Below are 20,456 nucleotides of genomic sequence, written 5' to 3'. Positions count from 1 at the left end.
AGTACCGAAATGGCGCGCACCACATCGCAGCCTCTTGCAGTCGGAGCGCCTCATGCTGCCGTCTTGACAGCAGCACATGAGGCCGAGACAAAACAGCAGAATACGGACGAACCGTGGGCACATATCGATCCGACAGTACATCTTCCGATCTTTTAATGACGATCTATTAACACGATCAACAAAAGGAGCAAGGTCATGTCACTCGTGAAATTTGATCCGTGGCGTTCGCTCGAGAGCGCAGAACATGAGATGAAGCATTTCTTCGAAAGCTTCAAGTGGCCGGTGTCCACCACGTTCGAGAAACCGGAATATATGCCAAAGGTCGATACGTCGGAAGATGAGAAGAATCTGTATCTGACGGCCGAACTGCCGGGAATGACGAAAGAAGATGTGAAGATCTCGATCTCGGAAGGCATTCTGACAATCCGAGGCAAGAAAGAACGCAAGGAAGAAAAGAAAGAGAAGGACTATCATCGTGTCGAACGTTCGTTCGGCGAATTCGTCCGTCAGTTCGAACTTCCGGAGGGCTTCAAGAAAGATAAGATCGTTGCAACTGTGAAGGATGGAATACTTGAGGTAACGATTCCCAAAAACGGCGCCTCCAAACCGAAGGAAGAAGAACAGATCGTTCCGATTCAGTAGTCCCCTAATCCTCCGGGATGAAAGGATGAAACTGTCGGCGGCCGGCTACCGCATGCATCGGCTAGCCCCGTACAGTGAGCCCTCGCAGAACGCGAGGGCTATTTTTTTGTGTAGTATCGAAAGGAGACAACACTGGATAAATGGTGGGTAGCCTGTCATTCTGAGCGAAGCGAAGAATCCCTTCAGGATCATCACTCGCGTCCGTGCTCGCCTCTGCACACAAAAAATGTCATTGCGAAGAAGCGCTTCTGCGCGACGAAGCAATCTGAAATCGCGCGGCTTACTTCCGCATCCGAACATTCCAGATTGCTTCGTCATCCGCTTCGCGGATTCCTCGCAATGACAAGATAAGTGCTACTCGCTCAGAAATTCTCGTCCACCAACTCAAAGAAGCTCTGCGGATGCATGCAGGCGGGACAGACCTCCGGCGCTTTGCGGCCTTCGTGCAGATAGCCGCAGTTGCGGCACTTCCACGTCATCACGCCCTCACGCTCGAACACGCGGCCTTCTTCGAGATTCGAATAGAGCTTGTTGTAGCGGTCGGCATGAGCGCGCTCGACGCGGGCGATCAGCTTGAACGCGGAGGCGATCTCCTTGAAGCCTTCTTCTTCGGCGATGCGCGAGAATTCCGGGTAGAGTGTGGTCCATTCTTCGGTCTCGCCTTCGGCAGCCGCGCGGAGGTTCTCGAGCGTGGTGCCGATCTTGCCGGCCGGATAGGTTGCGGTGATCTCGAGCGCGCGGCCTTCAAGGAATTTGAAGAACCGCTTCGCATGCTCGCGTTCGTTTGCCGAGGTCTCGAGGAAGATCGCGGAGATCTGTTCTAATCCTTCTTTTTTGGCTTGCGATGCGTAGAAATCGTAACGCATTCTGGCCTGCGACTCGCCGGCAAATGCCTTGAGCAAGTTCGCTTCGGTCCGTGATCCTTGTAGCGTAGGCATCGTGGTACTCCTTTCTACGGGGAAGGAGTGTTCAAGAAGCGTGCCGAGCGGATGGAATGGCCAATCGCGCGAGCATTCGGCACTTCGCGAACCCGAGCGACGCCGGGAGTAAAGGATGTTAACAGCGGGTCTTCCTCCTTGCCTCAAACAAGTTCACAGCGGATGAGATGGTGGCACCGTTCGGATGGCTTACACAACAGTCATTCTGAGCAAAGCGAAGAATCCCTTGATGAAACGTAGTGAGTCTCCGCCGCAGGGATTCCTCGCTTTGCTCAGAATGACCGCAGAAATAGAGTTGAAACGGAGCCACTACGGCCGAAGTGGTGTCGGGGTGCTATATTGCATGGAGCTGTTTCCCATGTATGGAACGTTGCGTATCGTTCGTGCGTCACTTTAGCAACTATCATAATATCGATGCACTCGGAGATGCTCATGGCTCCCGTTCGAATTTATTTCTTGATTTTCTGTATCATTGCAGTCAGCGGTATCAAGGCTCAGCCCCGTTGGCATGTTGTGCATACCGACCAGATAGGGGCAGTCCGGTATTACTTCCATCGTGCGTCGTGCTCTGGCAATGTCTGTATTGTCGGAGCCGAGATCGTTGACTACGATGGCCCGACATGGACCCCTGCCTTTTTTCGCAGCACCGATGCCGGCCAGACTTGGATCGAGCAACAGCCAAATATTGACCTTCCACAGACATTTACTGATGTTGGGCGAGGATTTTCCCAGATTCAACAGATCGACTCGTTGCATGCCGTAGCGGCTACAGATTCTGGTGTCATTCTTCGGACCTTTGATGGTGGGGAACATTGGATAAAACAGCAGTGCGAGACGCCTTACCGTGTAGTCGACATTCATTTTTCCGATCGTCTTACCGGAATTGCTGTTGCACCAGGATATTCGAACACGATCCATTTAACATTTGACGGTGGCATGCATTGGAACGTAGCCCCATTCAACGTTCTCAATGTATGTCAGTGCCATTCGTACGGCAATGGTAAATATCGTGTTGTGAATTACCAAACAGGTGAGGTATATACGACACTTGACACATTCCGTACGGTAGACTCCACTCGGATGGTATTTGACTCCACTATTGACAAGCATTGGCAAAGTAAGTTTGTAAATCGCTGTACCTTTGGTTTGGGTGATACAATATTGGCGTACGGAGAATGGGGGCGTGAAGGAGACCAACTGGATACAATGCCTGGCTATTGCTTTATCATACGTACGGTGGATGGCGGCAAGCATTGGGGAACACCGTATGTATGCCGATCATATTGGTATGGCGGCGGGACCACTTGTAGCACCCCGCTAACATCGGACACTGTGATCGCGGGCGGGAATGCACATAGCAGCCTGTTCGTGAGCTTCGATCGGGGAGCCACGTGGCAACTGGACTCGGCACTACTCGACACAAACTACAATTTCGGTTTAACCCAAGGATTGGCCGTTACATCCGATCGGCACATTATTGCATGCTTCCAGGCATTCCCGTTGTATGCACCCGGGCAAGCCATAATCGCACAAGGTCAATGGTCCGGTCAGAATGAAGTGGCAACGAAGCGAGCAATAGGCAGCTTCGCGATGTATCCAAATCCTGCAGTACGGACCGTGACGGTTTCAGTGCCGCTCGATGCGGTGCGGTATCGACTCTACGACCTACTCGGTCGGCAAGTGACAATGCGTATGGTGTCGGGCAGTTCGACAACGACAGTGGATTTATCCGCCCTATCACCGGGTGTCTATTCGATTGTATTCGAAACCGATCGTGGGCAATTAATTACCTCGAAGTTCGTCGTTAGCAGATAGTAAGCTTGTCGAATTATTGTTCTGAGTATCTCCTTCCCGGTATCGAATAAGCGTTCGCAGACAAGGTAATCGAGCGCAATGATTGCTTCTTTGCTCGGAGATCTGCACAGAGGGATTAGCGAATGCCCTACAAAAGCAGTGCGCGCCGCAGCATCTCCAACGCTGCGTCGGCTGATCGTTCGCGGACGATCTGGCGTTCGCCGCCGAAGTGGGCGAGCTTGACGAGTGTTTGTTTCTTGCTTGCAAGGGCGATGTACACGGTGCCGACGGGCTTCTCTTTCGTACCGCCGTCTGGACCTGCAATGCCGGTAATGGCGAGCGTGTAGTCGGTACCGAACTTCTTGCGTACACCTTCGGCCATCGCGCGGGCTGTCTCTTCGCTCACAGCGCCGTGCTTCTTGATGATGGCGGCGGGGACGCCGAGCTCGCGCATCTTCGCTTCGTTGGAATACGAGATCACGCCGCCTTCGAAGACCTTCGACGAACCGCTCACATTCGTGATGCGCATCGAAAGCATTCCGCCCGTGCAGCTTTCGGCTGTCGCAAGCGTCTTCTTCTTCGCGCGAAGCAAACCGACCACAACTTCTTCGAGCGTCTGCTCTTCCGTGCCGAAGATCGCAGTGCCGACGCGCTCGCGGATCTTCTTCTCGATGCGCGCGATGATTGCGTTGGCCGTGCGCTCGCTCTCATGGCGAACACTGATGCGCAGGCGCACGCCACTTGTCTTGGGCAAAAATGCGAGCGTTGCGCCGGTTTCGAGGAAATCCTTCACATTCCCGACCTTCTCCGCTAATGCAGATTCGCCGATGCCGGTCGTCAGCACTGTGCGATGTAAAATAACGGCACCGAGCTTCTTCGCATAGATCTGCTTGAAGCGGCGGATGAGATGCGTTTCGGTCAGGTGCTTCATCTCATGCGGCACGCCCGGGAGGATGACGAATGTCTTGCCTTTGGTGTGATACCAGAGTCCGGGAGCGGTGCCACGCGCATTCGCGAGCGCTTCGAAATCGTCGGGGACCATCGCTTGTCCGATGTTCGCTTCCGGCATGCGCTTGTAGCCGTAGGCGACAAAGCGGGCCTTGACGCGCCTGAGCGTAGCCTTGTCGAGATGCAATTGCTTCTTGAAGTACTTCGCGACGATATGCTTCGAGATGTCATCGTGCGTCGGGCCGAGGCCGCCGGTGGCGATGACGACGTCGTGCTCCTTCCACGCGCGGTCGATGGCGCGACGTAACTGTACGGCATCGTCGCCGACGGTAACGACGGACGTCACGTCAACGCCGATGGCGTTGAGTTGCTGGCTCAGATACGAAGCATTGGTGTTGACGACCTGCCCAATGAGGAGCTCGTCGCCGATGGAAAGAATGGCTGCTGAAAGCATTTGGTCGGTCGTAGTCAGTAGTGAGTAGCCAGTAGTCAGGATAGTAGGCCGGCCGTCTTCTCTGACTACTGGCCCCTGACTACGACATACAACATCATCGCTAAGTGTGTCGCGATATTCGCCCACACGCCGGCGACGGCATCGTCGAGCATTACGGCAGAACCGCCGTTGCGTTTCTCGAAGAGCGACGCCGGCCACACTTTGAAGATGTCGAAGAAGCGGAACATCACGAACGCGATCACGACGTAGATCGGGTCGCCTGCATAGGTCCAGGTGAAAAGCGCGATCCACTGGCCGAGCACTTCGTCGATCACCACGACCGACGGATCGTGTTCGCCGAGCTTCAACTCGATCACGTCCGTCGCCACAACGCCAGGGATAAAGACCAAGAAGCACGCCACAGCAAGAAAGCCCAAATGCTGCAGCGTCGGGATGAAGTAGTACAGCACAGCGGCAACCAAGCTGCCGACCGTCCCGCTCGAGACCGGCGACAAACCCGCAAAGCCGAAGGAGCCGATCAAGAGTGCCCACATTGGGACGTCTTTCATCTTCGGACTCATCGGCTTCCAGAGCCGCGTGCGTGCTTTTGCGAGTGCGCTGTATTCTGCCATGAGTTACGCTTGCGTTGATTTGCCGAGGATGTAGCGGTTCATGATGCGCGAGAGCACCGCCGAATTATCAAACGAATACTTCAACGCCGTCAATAGCGTAAGCGACGTTACGAGCAGCGTGATCGGTAGCAGCCATTCTTGCTGCATCAGCATGCCCGCTGTGTTCGCGAGCGCCGTGCCGAAATCTCCTTCGCGCGCGAGTAGGACAAGCAGCACGTACGAGATGAACGCCATTTGGAAAAAGGTCTTGTACTTTGCGAACGTCGTCGTGCGGATGGACTGGCGCAGCGAATCGGCCGCCATGCGAAAAACCGTCAGATACACATCGCGCAACACGATCAGCACTACGCACCACCATGGCACGAGGCCCGTTGCGGCGAACGCGACGAACGCGACGGAGGTCAGCACTTTATCGGCCAGCGGATCGAAGAACGCACCGAATGGCGTCATCTTGCCGAGGCGCCGCGCGAAGTAGCCGTCGTACCAATCCGTCACAGCCGCAACGATGAACACGCCGACTGCCCAGCCGTAATGCGGCGGCGCCGCGACCGCAAACAAGATATAGAATAGCGGTGCGAGCACGATCCGAAGGGCCGTCAGCTGGTTCGGTAAGCTCATTCGCACAAGGCAACAACAGGGGCGGAGAGGTAGTTTTGGGGAGGATATCTGGAATTAGGAATGAGGAATCAGGAAAGAAGAATGGCGATGCCCGTCATTCTGAGCGAAGCGAAGAATCCCTTCGGGTGTGCCACGAACTTCTGTGCACACCCGCAGGGATTCTTCGTCGGGCTAAAGCCACTCCTCAGAATGACACCCCTTAAAGCAAAAACGGCCCGGGGTGCCCCGAGCCGTTCTACACTCCTAATTTCTAATTACTCAGACTCAGTTCGCCACTCGCAGCTTCGCCAGCCCGAGACCGCGGAGCAACTGGATATAGGCCCAGCCCATGTCGAACTCGAACCACTTCTCCGAGAACTTCGCGCTCGACGGATGCTTGTGGTGGTTGTTATGAAGCTCTTCGCCGCTCAGCAGCAGGCCGATCGGGCTGAGGTTACGACTTTGATCCTCGACGTTGAAGTTGCGATAACCGATCGTATGTCCGAGGCCGTTGACAACGCCCGCAGCCCAGAACGGTACCCAGATGACCATGCCGCCCCACACGAGCACACCCCAATAGCTGAACAGCATCATGCAGATGCCGAGGAGCACGAACGGCCCGATGTACTTGGTCGGCTCAAAGAGGAAGCGCTCCAGGAAATCGTTCGGGACGCCCTTGCCGAACTTCTCGATCGTCTCAGGATCCTGATACGCCTTACGGTAATACTTTACGCCAAGGAACAGGATCTGTGCCCAACCGTGAACGACCGGCGAATGCGGATCTTCATCGGTCTCGCAATGGGCGTGGTGTTTCCGGTGCACGGCGACCCATTGCTTGGCCGACATGCCGGTAAAGAGCCATAGCCACAACCGCATCGGGAATGCCGCGATGGGGTGGAACGTGATGGCTTGATGCGTCAGGGAACGGTGCAGGTACAACGACGTGCACATGATGGAAAAATGGCCCGCGACAACGATCACGATCAGCGCGCCCCACCAGGTATTCAAGAGAAACGAAAGATCCATTAGAACAAGAAGAATAGAAACAGAAACAAAACGATGGTTCGGTGGTAGGTGAATGATAACGCAGGGGAGGGGGGAATGGTTGTCTGAACTTGGATTCGTCGGATTCAGGGATTCATCGGATTTCTTGACGCAGCCGCACGTAATGCCCGAAACTGATGCCAAATCGAGCCCTGATGCAGCCAATCCCACAAATCCATTAATCCGACGAATCCGAGTTCAGACGGATTGCTTGGATGCGATCGCCAAGTCTCTCATACGGTCGGCAACTAACGAACCACGCTGAACTTTCCCGATGCGTGCTCATCACCATCGGAGGTCTGGATAGAATACTGACCGGGAGGAAGAAGGTGCACATCAAGTGACAGCCCCGATTGTTGCGTATGGGAGATACTGACGATCGAGGTACAATCCTGACCTGCCATGTTAAAGATCCGTATGTGTTTGGTGGGTGTGACCGAATCTGATCCTGTCAGGACTGTGCTCGCATTGCATGGGTCAGGCCACACGACGATCTGCGCCCCGCGGGCTTGTGCCGCCCGAGCAACTGTCGCCGACGCGAAATTCGGATCAATGCGACAACCGGCGAGATTATATGCAGGTTTGCCCCCGGCGCGTTGAAAGAATCCGCTGACTATGCAACCGGAATCGGTAACGACTATACCGCTTCCGCACCCGCTATACTCATCTTGCGCGTACGACTGTCGATCAATGTTGCGAAGTCCGCTGCCCATCGGCCACCAGCGAGTACCATCCCATGCGGCCACCCCGTACGTGTTCTCTCCATTGACCATGTTGAACGAACCGGCGAGATAGATCGCGTTCTTATCAAACGCCACGTCCCAGTCCCCGCTGCACTCCCGTGTGGCCAAGGGATGAATCGGGTCGTACGATACCCCCGTGCCAAGCAACTCGACACTATGCCCGTTCAGGAAACACGTCCCAGTCGCGGGTACTCCATTGACATGATTGAATTGCCCGGCAATGAACAACTTCCCATTGTGCCATCTGGCCAACCCGATGTATGCTTCCAGTGTGTCGGTTCGTTGATAGATAGAGTCGTAGCGAAGCGTGAGCACTGACCCCGGGGGAAGTATCGTGTCCCAGGTGCTCCCTGTCCAGTAGTAGACTGCAGGAGCGTATGAGGTGCTAACGAGGTAGAATCCCTCCGACGAGCCCGTGATAACTATGGGATTATCTGACGTATGAATCGGGAACGGGGATGGGATCGTGTCCCATCTCGTATCATTCCACTTCGTCAGCGTGGCGAACTGACTCTGGGCCTCGAATGCGGCAAACACTGATCCGGATGAATCGACGGCCAGGGCACTGGGGAAGTTGCGGAAGACGACGTTCGTATCGAGTGCAGGATCGTGGTAGGTAAACCAGTTACTACCATCGAATCGTATCAGGCCATCGGTTCTTCGATCACGGAAACGTTCAAACCCACCGAATATGTAGATGTTTGAATCATGAGCAATCATGCCGTCGATCATGATATTCGAGTTCAGCGCTTCACCTACCGAATCGCAGAAATAGAGGCGGTGCCATGTCGTGCCGTCAAACTGCATGAGAGCATCGTAGCGATATGGGAGTCTCCATGTTGCCGGTCCGGATGTATCGACGAACGTGAAACGTCCTGTTGCAAATATCCTTTCGCCTGAGCGAACGAGACCTCGGACGTACGGTGCTAATCCTGCTTGTCCTGATCGCCGAAGTGCTCCGTGCGACACAGAGTCGGCCCACCAGATTCCTTCCTGCTCTGCAAGACCGAACAACTTGCCATGGTATTCGCAGACGGCGCCGTCTAATCGCGAGTACGGCGGGGCTGCGCTCCATCGTGCACCATCCCAACGAACTCCATTTCCCGTTAGAATAGCACCCGAAGTGACTGCAGAGGCAGCATCTGCATCGAAGTCAAAGTAAACATATCGCCCGTCTGTCTGTTCAGTGACGACTCCCCCGACGGCGTTCGACGGAATACGATCTGCACCGGGAAACACGCCCCAACTCGTACCGTCGAAGGTGGCGAGCCATCGCGATGGCTTGTCGTCGACACTATCGAAGGCACCAGCAACATATAGCATACCCCGTAGCGGGGCGATCCCCGTAATGAAGACCCTGTCACTGTGATTCTGGAAGTGCTCGGTGTGGTCGGTCCAACTTGATCCGTCCCAACTGACAAGCCATCCGCTATGCACGCCAAACAAGCGTCCATTGAAGATGCAGATCTGGCTGAAGTACTCTCCTTGTTGATTCGCTGGTTTCTTCCATGACGCACCATCCCATTCTGAGATCGATGCCTCGCCCTCAGACATGGCGAAGATGTGGTTCTTCGAGCACGCGATGCCGATCACCGGTTGCGCGACACCCCCTCCGAGTGGTTGCCACTGCGTACCGTCGAAGAATGCGATGTTGCTGGCAGGCTGCCCGTCGACTGAATCAAAGAAACCTCCAATGATGAGTCGGCCGGTTGAGTCTAGGGCCATACAGCGAATAATGCCATGTTCGCCAAAGCTCAGCGACCCGGTTCCCCGGAAGGGGATGAGCGAATTTCCGTCCACCCGATAGACACCGGAGAGAATTTGCTGACCATACTCTAACAGCGGACCGCCGATCAATAACGTATCATGGTAGTTGAGGAAGATTTGTGAGGAAGACGGCGTGTCGAACGAGCGTACCGTCACTGTTGGACAGCCGAATGCTGAAGACCAATCCTTATCTTGTATGGATTGCGCCTGATTGCGATTCGGGAAGGTCAGACATAGCAATAGCATTGCGATTATGGACCAGACAAGATTTCTCATTCCAGATTTGCTCAGTGGTTTCTTACATGTGATGACACAGGGCCTGCATGTATTGTGACACATAGGCCCCCATTTGCACTAAGTGTCAACAAAAGCGTGCTCGATCTGCTCAGTGCCTACGGTTATCGGACGGCTATTTGGTATGTTGTGATGACAATGAGGAAAACAGATTGTAACAATATATTGCTATTTATGTCGGGTGATTTCTATCCCCCTTGCTTGGTATCATCAATCGGTATTGCGGTCAGCTTCCGACAATACCAAAGCTAACCGGGTCCGCAGGTCGATCAATTCTTTTCACACATCAACAATACTCCCATGAAACACTCGAAGCAATCCGACTTACGTTTGTCGACTGAGGGGGCGGCGTTTTGCAAGAATGTGCCGATGCGGCATGGGGAGCTGACGGTGATGGTCGGCGATCGGGCGGAAGATTCGATGATCCATTCGTCGAGGCCGCACTCAGCCACTAATTCGCTTGGTTCCGATTCGACTGCTTGATCGCTTTCTCTTGCTCTGCGATGTTCTTTGAAAAGTAATGACCACCGCTGCCGTCGCGGCGGGCTACGAAGTAGAGTTTGTCGTGGTGGGCCGGATGCAACGCCGCTACGATGGCTGCTTTGCCGGGGTTGTTGATCGGTCCGGGCGGCAGGCCGGTATTGAGATAGGTATTGTATGGGTTATCCTTCAACAGATCGTCATGCGTAATGGGCCGCGAAAGGCCGAGGCCGTATTGAACAGTCGGGTCGGCATCGAGCTTCATGCCGATCTTCAATCGGTTGAAGTACACACCGGCAATGGTATCTCGTTCGTCGGCTCGCTGTGCTTCGGCTTCGACGATCGATGCGAACGTGAGGAATTGGGTCGGGGTCATCGCAAGGTCCTTCGCTCCGACCAGCAGCGAATCGCTGACGACTTCATGGAATCTCGAGACCATTCGCTTCAGTAATTCCTGCGGTGTCATCATCAGGTAGAAGCGGTAGGTATCGGGGAAGAGATAACCTTCGGCGGTGCGGGCTGCATTCGGCACACCGGCAGAATGGATGAAGGCGGTATCACGGGCAAGTTTGACGATCATCGCAGAGTCGAGTCCCAACTTCTCTTTCGCAATGGATGCTACTTTGCGAATGGTGGACCCTTCGGGAAATGTCGCCTCGAAGACGATGGAGAATTCGGTACCGAGGAGGCGGGTCAGGATGTCGATGTTCGACAACCCATGGACCATCCGGTAACTGCCGGGCTGCAAGGCAGACGAAGCACCTTCGAACTTCGCAGCGATCTTGAACAGGAGTTTGGAACGGATCAAGTCATACTTGACAAGCGAATCGGTCACACTGCTGAGCGTTGCTCCTTTCGGAACATGGATCAGGACCTCCTCCTTCGGTCCGGACGGGTTCTTCCAGAACAGAGCAGCAAGCACGATAGCCAAACCGAGAACGGCAATGGCGGCGACGATGGCAGAAATTCGCTTCATTCAGAGAGTTGAAAACTCAACATACTATTGTCATTCTGAGCGAAGCGAAGAATCCCTTGAGGATTGCCTCAATAATCCGTACAGTACCGAAGGGATTCTTCGGTCGCGGTCGCTCTCTCAGAATGACGTGATGAAATCAGTGGGAGGAAAAGTGCTTCAGTCGTTCCAATTGTTCCTTGTCATTATTGATGAACCAGTCATCCCTCTCCAGAAGCTGCAGGGCTTCGGAGAAAATTGGTTTGGCTTCGCCGTGTCGGCCAAGGGCTTCGAGGTCTTCGGCATACTCGCAACTGATATAGCCGTCGGGTGTCTTGGCCTCGGCGAACTTCGAATAGTATGGCTGCATCAGAGCCAAGGCATCGGCGGGCTTGCCGAGGAGTCGGAGGCATTTGGCCTCGTCCTTCTCGGTATACATATCAGCCTTGCCGACTCGCTTGGTTTGGTATTGAGCAAGTTTGTGGAAGTATTGATACGCATTGGAAAAGTCACGAAGCTTAAGATAACTTTCGCCAATGTTATTGTATAGGGCCCAGAGCCATCCGTGCAGTTTCTCGTTTGGCTCCGCCATCGCAATGCCCTTCAAGTTCCACTCGATCTGGTCCTTCGGATCGGGTTGCGCGATGGCCACCATGTGTATTGCATCGACTGCATGCAGGTCGATATGGTATTGCATGGCGAGGTTCGCCGCTTCGAAAAACAGCTGTCGGGCAGTATCGATCTGGTTCGACGAATTGAATGTTCGGCCCCGTTCGAGAAGGTATCGGACACGAGCCAGTTGCATTGTATCGGAGATGAGTTTGTCGGCCCGGTCGAGCGTCGCATGGGCCTCGTCGAATTTTCCTGTCAGGCTATACGTCCTGGCGATCTGGGTCAGCAGCTCAGCAAGATATTCAGTATTGCCTGACTTCTCGGCCTTTGGCAGCACCTCGAGGAATTTGGCACGGGTAGCGGAAGGGTCGCCGTAATTCCACATCTTATCGAAGTTCGGAAGTTCGGCCTGGTTTGAATCGACGACGATCATAGCTTTGGGTCACGATGGATGAATACGGACAAAAATAAGTGAGGGAAAGACGTGACGCACAGAAGCAGGATTGGGGAGGCTACAAATGAAAGGGTCGGGAAAGTGAATTACTTTCCCGACCCGTTCACCAATGAAACGAATCTAACCGCGTTGGTTGGATCCTAACACTTTCTATTCTATTGTCACTTGTTCGACTTCTGAATGGCCACCTCGACACGTCGGTTGAGCATGCGGCCTTCCGGCAGTTCGTTGACAAACTTCGGGTTGCGTTTTCCCATACCGGTGACGTTGGAATTGGCAGGAAGTTTCGTCACTTGCTTCAAGGTCTTCATCGCCTCGTCGGCACGGGCTTCCGATAGTGCCTGGTTGTAATCGTCGGCGCCGGTATTGTCGCAATAGCCGGTAACGGTCACGCCCGTTGCATCGCGTGAGATAGACTCTCCGATGAGGCCGATCATCTGCTGTGCACGTTGGTTGATCTCCGATAGATTGAAATCGAACGACAGCATTCCGTACTTCTCGAGTTTGTCGTTCTGTACCGGTTTGTTGACGATGCGGGACATTCCGTCCGTGGAATATTTCTTGCCATCGGCATCATAGACGTTCATCGTATAATGGAACGGCTGTCCGGCGTAGGCGCTGGCGTTCGGTACTTTGAGCGTCACGATGCGTGGCGGGGTGCCTTTGCCGCTGTCGGCAGCACCCAAGGGTGTACCGTTCTGGTCCGTGGTGATTTCCCAACGAACGATATTCGTCCGCGCATCCGCATTAACATTGTTCTCGAACCGAACGAGAGTTTCCCCGACTGGCATCGACTCTTTATGTTCGATCTTCACCGGCTCGGTGATTCGGTTGTCGCTGGAGGTGATCTCCACGCGACGGTTTTCTTCCATACCGGCCTTTGTGACGGGGTTCGTCGGAAGCTCCGGCAGGTTGCGCTGATCGACGATGATGCGCTTCGGGTCGATGTTCCAGGTCTTGACGAGGTAATCACGGACTGCCATCGCACGCAGGCGGGACAACTCGATATTGTCGCGTTCTTTGCCGCTGTTGGAATTCGTCCCGGTGATCTTGATGACGGCATCGGGGTACTGCTTCATGCGAAATCCATAGACATCGAGTGCCGCATGGTTGGCTTCGAGTTCATCCTTCCCGGTGAGCATCTCGGGGCTGAAGCCGGTCGAGCCGCTGCGGGTATAACGTTGGGGAATTTCCGCGCTATTGTAGTCGAAGAAGATATATGGCAGCAGCGGCATCGATGCCCGGGTACGGGTCACTTGCTCCGCGACGACCGGATCGTTCGTTGCATCGCCGTTCGGCAGAACACCTTTTGCACTCACACTGATTTGCGGTGCAGCCGGCGCCGGCTCGGAGGGTTTGTCATCACTGCCGAGGTCGAATTTCACCGAAAGCCCTGCACGAAGCGTCGAGACCTTCAGGTCGCCGTTCGAACCGCCGAGGTTTGTCAGCGGGAAGCTATAGAACAATTCCGGTGTCAGCCAAACGGTATGCTTGTCATTGATCGGGATGTCATAGCCGACTCCTGCGCCGATCGTCGCATAGACACTGCCGGTGCCTGGAAGATCCTTGCTCGAAGAGCTGGCATCGCTCGAGGTGCCGTGGGCGTATGTTTTCTTGATCATCGTCCCGATCGACGGTCCGAAGAGAATATGAAAATTATCCAGCACCGCATACTTGCCGAGGATGTCCAGGCCGATGGTCTGAACATTGTAGGCGAAGTTCTTAACCTGGCTGGCAGTCGAATTGATGGGCGTACCGTCGCTGAACGATCCGCTATAGTCACTATAGTGGAGTCTCGGGACGAGCATCCACTTCTCAGCAAGCGGGATCTCGAGCATTGCGAAGAACGTCGGTGCAGCACCGAACCCGCTTGAATAGTTGTTCAAGCTGTCGGTGTACGTGCCGGATGCAAAGTTCATATTGATCCCGGCGCCGAGTCCGAGGGTAAGTCGGTGCGGATAGGTGATCGGTTTCGTGGCGGTTTCGTCCGGTTGGCTTTGCGCGAACGTAGTCGAGGTGGTGAGAAGTAGTGCGAGAACGAGTAGCGTCGATCTCACAAGTGTACGCTGATGTTTTTTCATCGACACGGGGTGAAATGAATGAACAATACTGCTTCAATTACGCCCGAACGAAGAATGGGTAACACCAACCTCTGTGAATTCTTGTTCATACAGGATTGGACCTACCCGTTCGTCAATCTGGCGCTTCTGGTGAGAAAACGACAATAATTCAGGATAATTCCACTATTTTCCACTTTTTACCACCATAACGAACGAAACACTTTTTCCGGTCCCCGTAGAAGTGCGAACTCAACATTCGGCTCTATCACATTCGGTAGAATCTTCATATATTTGTGATAGATCAGATTTGAACATAATGAAGAAGAACACATTTATTTTCCTCACCTGTCTTGTTGCAACTGCCGTCATCGGATGTGCCGGTGGCAAATCCTCAAAGCCAGACCCGAACGATATTATCACGATTGGGAATGGGGGCGGATTCAGCGGTGCGTATTCAGGATTTCGTATTACCCGTACCGGTGAAGTTGCGTCGTGGATGCGTTCTACTGCCACAGCAAAAGATTCGGTGCTTGCACGGTCAATGACGACCCCGGATTCCGTTGAATTCTTTTTCCGCTACCTTGACGAGATCGGTTTCACCGGTCTACAGTATGACAAGAGTGGGAACATGACTTTTTTTGTCGAGCACTCGTTGCCGAGCCCACATCGACTCTCTTGGGCTGATAGCCCGGAAGGAGGCCCGCCGGAGCTTTCCGTATTCTACCGGCTGGTCATGATGTATGTCTCGCGACAACTGCACCCGTAGCATCCACCGTTTCGCATCAACAGGAGAACATAGCATGGTAAGAACGATCATTCACAATGCGATCGGCCTATCGCTCGTGGCCGTTATTCTATCCCCGGCACATGCGCAAGAGCGCATGCACAAGGACCCTCGTACATTGAAAGGGTTGGAGGTCTCGAAGATCCCGACCATCTCAAACCTCAAGCAATATATCGACCAGCGTCGCGGATCGAAAAAGCTTCGAGAGGCTGCCGATATCATTACTACCGTACCGAAGGAGATCGTCGCACCGATCGCGAGCGGGACGATAGACCCAGTCCCCTCACAACACCACACCCCAATCGAGGTATGGCGTATGGCACGCGCCGCGAACGGCACTGCAAATTGGATGTGGCATGCTCGTACGAAAACCAGTGCACCCACAACACAATCGATTTCCAAGCCATCGGCGATCTCGGTGTTGCAGAACGTGAAAGAATACCTGCGTCTCGACGATCCTGCGACCGAACTGCGCCAGATCGGCGACACCCGCGACGAGCTCGGACAGGAGCACGTTCGTTTCGCACAGTATTATAATAGTGTCCCGGTATGGAACCGCGACATCTATGTGCACTTCGACGCACAAGGCGAGGCAACGATCATCAACGGGACCTATGAGCCGACTCCGCGCGGTGTGAACACGGTACCGGGATTGCGTGCGGAAGCAGCCGAAGTGCTTGCCATTGCCGACCTGCAAGCAAAAGGCGAGTGGGCGTCGGTATCCGGCAACTCGTCCGTGCTTGCATCTTCGAGTTATCCGACGGCGACACTCGTACTCTTTCCGGTTGAAGGTCGTGCGCCGCGATTGGCATACGAAGTATCGGTTGTCGCGAATATTCTGCAATCCTACTACTATATCATCGATGCAACGACGGGGGAGATCATCGAGCGCTTCGATCATTTCTGTAGCCTGCTACCGGAGCATGCAACGCCTCCGCGAGTGACATTCCCGTCATTGGCACTCTCCAGCAACCGCCCCTTGTCGATGCCGGAAGGATCGTTCACCGATGCGAGCGGTACCGACCTCAACGGCGTCACGCGCAACTTCCGGACGTACCATCATGATGATGGGAATTACTACATGATCTGGGATCTGCCGAGTCTGAATGTCGGGGCATCAAAGCTGCCCGATCAGCCCAGCGGCGGCGCCTTGACGCTGAACCTGCGCAGTGCAGATTACGCGCAAAATGCGACCATCTATCACAACGTAACATCGAACAACTCGTGGCAGGATGCAACTGCTGTCTCGGCTCACTATAATACGAGCGTTGCATATAACTATTATCACTCCACGTTCTCGCGCAATGCGATCGACGACAAAAATGGAGTGATCAATTCGATCATCCACGTCACGAGCAATGGCGAAGGAATGGATAATGCCTATTGGAACGGCGGTGACAAGATCATGGTCTACGGCGACGGCAAGAACGAGTTCAAACCGCTTGCCGGCGGACTCGATGTTGCGGGCCATGAGATGACGCATGGGGTGACCGAGAACTCGGCGAATCTCGTCTATCAGTATCAATCGGGCGCACTCAACGAGTCGATGTCGGATGTATTTGGGGTCATGATCGATCCATCGAATCTGACGGTCGGCGAGCAGGTGATGCTTGCGTCCACCGGGAAGACATGTTTGCGCGATCTGGCAAACCCGCACAGTGCACAGGCGTTGTCCGATCAACCGGCAACGATGTCAGAATTCCAACAGCTCGATCTCAATAGCGATAATGGCGGGGTGCATATTAACAGCGGCATTCCGAACCATGCTGCCGCGATTATTATTCAGGCGATCGGCCGGGATAAATCGCAGAAAATCTATTATCGTGCCCTCACGAAGTACCTCACGCGTGATGCGCAATTTCTCGATGCACGCCGCTCGCTTGTCAGTGCTGCGACCGACCTCTTCGGTGCGAGCGGGACGGAGGTGAATGCGGTAAAGAATGCATTCGACCAGGTTCAGATCTTCGATAACGGAGGTGGCGGAGGCGGGACGGATGACAAGCTCCAGCCGCAAACCGGAGGCTCGAACTACATCGCATTCGAAACGACCAGTGGTCAGATCGGCTTTGTCGATGTCGCTTCCGGCAACGCTTCGCTCTTCAATAGCGCTGCGGCAGTCGCTCGTGTCTCGGACGGCGGTGCAAGCCGCTCGGTCCTGACGACTCCGCGAGACGGGAAGACGATCTGGTTCATCGACCCGAACGGCCATCTGTGTTTCACCGATAGTGTCGGTACGGTTCACTCGTTCTCAACTGTGCATATTCAATCCGACGGCGATTTGTGGAATGTCGCCGTTGCACCCGATGAGTCGGTGGTCGCACTTTCGTCGGCCTATGCGAAAGATCCGAATATCTACATCTTCGACGGTTCGGTCGTGAGCCGCTTCCCGCTGGAGATTGCCGCGGATAACACCACGGTCTCCGCGATCGACTATCCGGATGTCATCAGTTGGAGTCCGAATGCCAAATACCCTAAATTATCGTTCGACTGTTTTTCGGAAGCACAGGTCAACGGTTCGACATACGGGTATTGGTCGATTTATGAGATGCTCTTCGGCACGGGAGCATATACGATCACGAACCTTGTCCCATCACAGCCATACGGCTACGACATCGGAAATATCTCCTATAGCTCGACAAATCCCGGCTTCGTTGCATTCAACTCCATCGATCCGCTCGGAGATGAGGATGTCGTCATCGCCGACTTCGATAATAATCAGATCGGTTCGCTCAACCTGCCGACAACGGCAACCATCGGCGGCAATGCGGTTGTCGATGGCGACCGGCCGACATTCTCGCCCGACGATGCATTCCTTACATGGAGCAGCGCCGAGAACAACTCGCTCATGTTCCTCAATAGCAATTCGCAGATCACATTCCTGCAATACCCGTTCGCACTGCACAAACCATATTGGTTTTTGTATGGCGGCTCGGCGGATGTCAAGCAGCAGTCTGTTTCACAATTTGCACTTCGCTCAACACCAAGCGTCATCGAGCGCGAAGCGACGATCACCTGGACTCAGAAGACCGCAGGCGTTGCTTCGGTCGATCTCGTCAATGTCTTCGGAGTCAGTGTTCGCTCGATTGCATCGCAGTTGTTCGGCGAAGGCGCGAACGCCGTTCGGTTCGACCGGTCGAACCTGGCGGCCGGCACCTATTTTGTCCGCGTACGAGCAGCGGAAGGCCAAGAGGTCTTCAAAGTAATATTGGAGTGACCCAACATAGTTGTGGTTCAGAGTTGACTGTATTCCAATCGTCATTCTGAGCGAAGCGAAGAATCCCTTTGGCGGAGCCTCACAGGGTTTCATCAAGGGATTCTTCGCTTCGCTCAGAATGACAGGATCGTACACCGTTTCAAACTGAGCCACTACCGACCGAATCTGATCCCAACGATTCGTTACAAGGCGGCTCTGTGCCGCCTTGTTTTTTTTGGTGAAATTTTTTTGAAGCGACGATACTCTTTCTTCCTCGGTTCGTATCTGTGGTAACGAGTCGTGACTCGCGAGAAATACCTTACTGAGCGGATGGTTCAGTATGTACCCCCTGAAAGACTATCGTTCAATACATTCAGAACGAGATACGACCCATAACGGGACATCCCCACCCGTTCCGACGAAGCATATACCTGTATCAGTATCAACGCAGATGGACAGAAAACTTACAGTCATCACGAAAGACGGAGTTAATCACGCCTACAGCATCCAGAACCTGATGTGGATGTCCGACACGCTCGGAACCTCGCCAACGTACCGGTTGCAGGTCAATGGTACATCTACGTCGTCAGCAATCGCATTGACGCTCCGCTCGTCTTCCTCACAGTCGCAACTGGCGCATTTATTCGATTCGATCACGCGGTCGCTTGGGCAACTGAATCTCACGCTTGTAATATATCCGGAGGTGCAGTCATTTTCAGGCGGCTCGCTCGCAGTGGATCTCAGCGCCCACCCCCATTATCTTCAGTTGTCGTAGGAGTGGTATAAGCGCACGAGAGTCAATTACGTTTACAGACGACGCATGCTCACGCAACTGATCAACAGTATCTCCATGGCGCTGGCAGCGCTTGCGTCGAACAAGACGCGCGCACTGCTGACGATGCTCGGCATTATCATCGGCGTGGCATCGGTCATCGCTTTGAATGCGATCGGGCAAGGTGCAGCCCGGCAGATTGCAGACCGGATCAACTCGATGGGTACGAATTTGCTGCAGATCGATCCGGCGCCCAGCCAGCGTAACGGCTTTTCCTCCACTGCCAATATTAATTTAACCGAGCGAGATGCGGAGGTGCTCAAACGCTCGACATTTCTTTCGGCGGTCGAGCCGTCGGTGGACGGCAGAGTGCAGGCCATCGGTTCGAATCAGAATTGGAACACCCGCATTATCGGCACGACGCCGAAATGCGTCGGCATCCGCAACTATACGATCGACGTCGGGTCGCTCTTTTCCGATCAGGATGTCGCCGGTTCGAAAAAAGTGTGTGTGCTCGGTTCGACCGTTGCAACGCAGCTCTTTGCGGATGCAGATCACGCAGTAGGGCAAGAAGTCCGTGTTGCCGGCGTGCCGTTGACGGTCGTCGGCGTGCTGCAATCGAAAGGATTTAATGCAAACGGCTTCGATCAGGACGATCTGATCATCGGCCCGTTATCGACCGTCCAGAAGCGCATCATGGGCACTACCTGGCTGAACGATATTTTTGTGACCACGTCGTCGAGCGCCGTGACCGATGCGGCGATCGCGGATATCACGGACATGCTCCGCATCCAACATCGGCTCACCGGGAAGGGCGACGATTTCCGTATTCGTTCGCAGGTCGAGATTGCGCAGGCTGCGGCGGCAAGCAATCAGACACTGACCGATCTGTTGCGCTATGCCGCAATCGTCGCGTTGCTTGTCGGTGGCATCGGGATCATGAACATCATGCTTGTGAGTGTAACCGAACGCACCCGCGAGATCGGTATCCGCAAATCCATCGGCGCGAAGCCGTTTTCGATCATGATGCAATTCATCACGGAAGCGCTGACGCTGAGCCTCCTCGGAGGGTTCATCGGGATCGGTGCCGGTGTGGGTGCAAGCTATCTCCTTGCACAAAGTAATGGCTGGATTCTATTGATTTCACCGTCAGCAATCCTCCTTTCGTTCTTCGCTTCGACGGCTGTGGGGCTACTGTTCGGCTTTTATCCGGCCCGCAAAGCCGCCAAACTCGACCCGATCGAAGCGTTGCGATACGACTGAGAGACGCAGAGGGGAACGGTCATTTTCTTTTGCCCTGAGTATGGTATCAATGTG

17 protein-coding genes are annotated in these 20,456 nt (G+C 54.2%); 7 read left to right on the top strand and 10 right to left on the bottom strand.

Annotated elements, in window-relative coordinates; genetic code table 11:
- Positions 1-9 precede the first annotated feature (9 nt).
- A complete protein-coding gene (locus JSS75_03845; GenBank protein ID MBS1902814.1) occupies positions 10-156 on the top strand; it encodes a hypothetical protein in 147 nt (48 codons plus the stop codon).
- A gap of 39 nt (positions 157-195) precedes the next feature.
- Positions 196-642, top strand: coding sequence for an Hsp20/alpha crystallin family protein (locus tag JSS75_03840; GenBank protein ID MBS1902813.1), 447 nt, complete (start codon positions 196-198; stop codon positions 640-642).
- A gap of 362 nt (positions 643-1,004) precedes the next feature.
- On the opposite strand, the gene JSS75_03835 is transcribed toward JSS75_03840, so the two are convergent.
- Positions 1,005-1,580 (bottom strand): rubrerythrin family protein, encoded by a 576-nt coding sequence (locus JSS75_03835; protein MBS1902812.1) that lies wholly within the window; start codon positions 1,578-1,580, stop codon positions 1,005-1,007.
- Between the two features lie 393 nt (positions 1,581-1,973).
- Positions 1,974-2,441 carry a hypothetical protein gene (locus tag JSS75_03830; protein ID MBS1902811.1) on the bottom strand — a complete coding sequence of 156 codons (468 nt, stop codon included), beginning with the start codon at positions 2,439-2,441 and terminating at the stop codon, positions 1,974-1,976.
- Positions 2,442-2,786: 345 nt separating this feature from the next.
- Between JSS75_03830 and JSS75_03825 the strand changes: the two genes are divergently transcribed.
- A complete protein-coding gene (locus JSS75_03825; GenBank protein MBS1902810.1) occupies positions 2,787-3,395 on the top strand; it encodes a T9SS type A sorting domain-containing protein in 609 nt (202 codons plus the stop codon).
- A gap of 127 nt (positions 3,396-3,522) precedes the next feature.
- Here JSS75_03825 and JSS75_03820 read toward each other — a convergent pair whose 3' ends face one another.
- From JSS75_03820 to JSS75_03785, 8 genes are all read right to left on the bottom strand, one after another.
- Positions 3,523-4,776 (bottom strand): competence/damage-inducible protein A, encoded by a 1,254-nt coding sequence (locus JSS75_03820; GenBank protein ID MBS1902809.1) that lies wholly within the window; start codon positions 4,774-4,776, stop codon positions 3,523-3,525.
- 65 nt (positions 4,777-4,841) lie between these two features.
- Positions 4,842-5,387 (bottom strand): phosphatidylglycerophosphatase A, encoded by a 546-nt coding sequence (locus JSS75_03815; protein MBS1902808.1) that lies wholly within the window; start codon positions 5,385-5,387, stop codon positions 4,842-4,844.
- A gap of 3 nt (positions 5,388-5,390) precedes the next feature.
- Positions 5,391-6,005, bottom strand: coding sequence for a CDP-diacylglycerol--glycerol-3-phosphate 3-phosphatidyltransferase (pgsA, locus tag JSS75_03810; GenBank protein ID MBS1902807.1), 615 nt, complete (start codon positions 6,003-6,005; stop codon positions 5,391-5,393).
- 264 nt (positions 6,006-6,269) lie between these two features.
- Positions 6,270-7,010, bottom strand: a complete 741-nt coding sequence (locus tag JSS75_03805; protein ID MBS1902806.1) for a fatty acid desaturase — start codon at positions 7,008-7,010, stop codon at positions 6,270-6,272.
- A gap of 266 nt (positions 7,011-7,276) precedes the next feature.
- Positions 7,277-9,694: a T9SS type A sorting domain-containing protein gene (locus JSS75_03800; protein MBS1902805.1), complete on the bottom strand. Its 2,418-nt coding sequence runs from the start codon at positions 9,692-9,694 to the stop codon at positions 7,277-7,279.
- Positions 9,695-10,283: 589 nt separating this feature from the next.
- Complete coding sequence (gene mltG, locus JSS75_03795) at positions 10,284-11,288, bottom strand: endolytic transglycosylase MltG (GenBank protein MBS1902804.1); 1,005 nt, start codon at positions 11,286-11,288, stop codon at positions 10,284-10,286.
- A gap of 136 nt (positions 11,289-11,424) precedes the next feature.
- A complete protein-coding gene (locus tag JSS75_03790; GenBank protein MBS1902803.1) occupies positions 11,425-12,309 on the bottom strand; it encodes a hypothetical protein in 885 nt (294 codons plus the stop codon).
- A 182-nt stretch (positions 12,310-12,491) separates the two neighbouring features.
- Positions 12,492-14,387 (bottom strand): OmpA family protein, encoded by a 1,896-nt coding sequence (locus tag JSS75_03785; GenBank protein ID MBS1902802.1) that lies wholly within the window; start codon positions 14,385-14,387, stop codon positions 12,492-12,494.
- 319 nt (positions 14,388-14,706) lie between these two features.
- On the opposite strand from JSS75_03785, the gene JSS75_03780 reads away from it, so the two are divergent.
- The 4 genes from JSS75_03780 to JSS75_03765 all read left to right on the top strand — a co-directional run bounded on the left by JSS75_03780 (position 14,707) and on the right by JSS75_03765 (position 20,402).
- Positions 14,707-15,156 (top strand): hypothetical protein, encoded by a 450-nt coding sequence (locus JSS75_03780; GenBank protein MBS1902801.1) that lies wholly within the window; start codon positions 14,707-14,709, stop codon positions 15,154-15,156.
- 34 nt (positions 15,157-15,190) lie between these two features.
- Positions 15,191-18,388 (top strand): M4 family metallopeptidase, encoded by a 3,198-nt coding sequence (locus JSS75_03775; GenBank protein MBS1902800.1) that lies wholly within the window; start codon positions 15,191-15,193, stop codon positions 18,386-18,388.
- A gap of 430 nt (positions 18,389-18,818) precedes the next feature.
- Positions 18,819-19,142 carry a hypothetical protein gene (locus JSS75_03770; GenBank protein ID MBS1902799.1) on the top strand — a complete coding sequence of 108 codons (324 nt, stop codon included), beginning with the start codon at positions 18,819-18,821 and terminating at the stop codon, positions 19,140-19,142.
- Between the two features lie 45 nt (positions 19,143-19,187).
- On the top strand, positions 19,188-20,402 hold the full coding sequence (locus tag JSS75_03765) for an ABC transporter permease (GenBank protein ID MBS1902798.1): 1,215 nt from the start codon (positions 19,188-19,190) through the stop codon (positions 20,400-20,402).
- Positions 20,403-20,456: the final 54 nt, after the last annotated feature.

The sequence above is a fragment of the Bacteroidota bacterium genome (genome assembly GCA_018266755.1).
GTDB lineage: Bacteria > Bacteroidota > Ignavibacteria > Palsa-1295 > Palsa-1295 > JAFDZW01.
The sequence above is the reverse complement of the archived record's forward strand: the minus strand, read 5'-3'. Positions and strand labels throughout refer to the sequence as shown.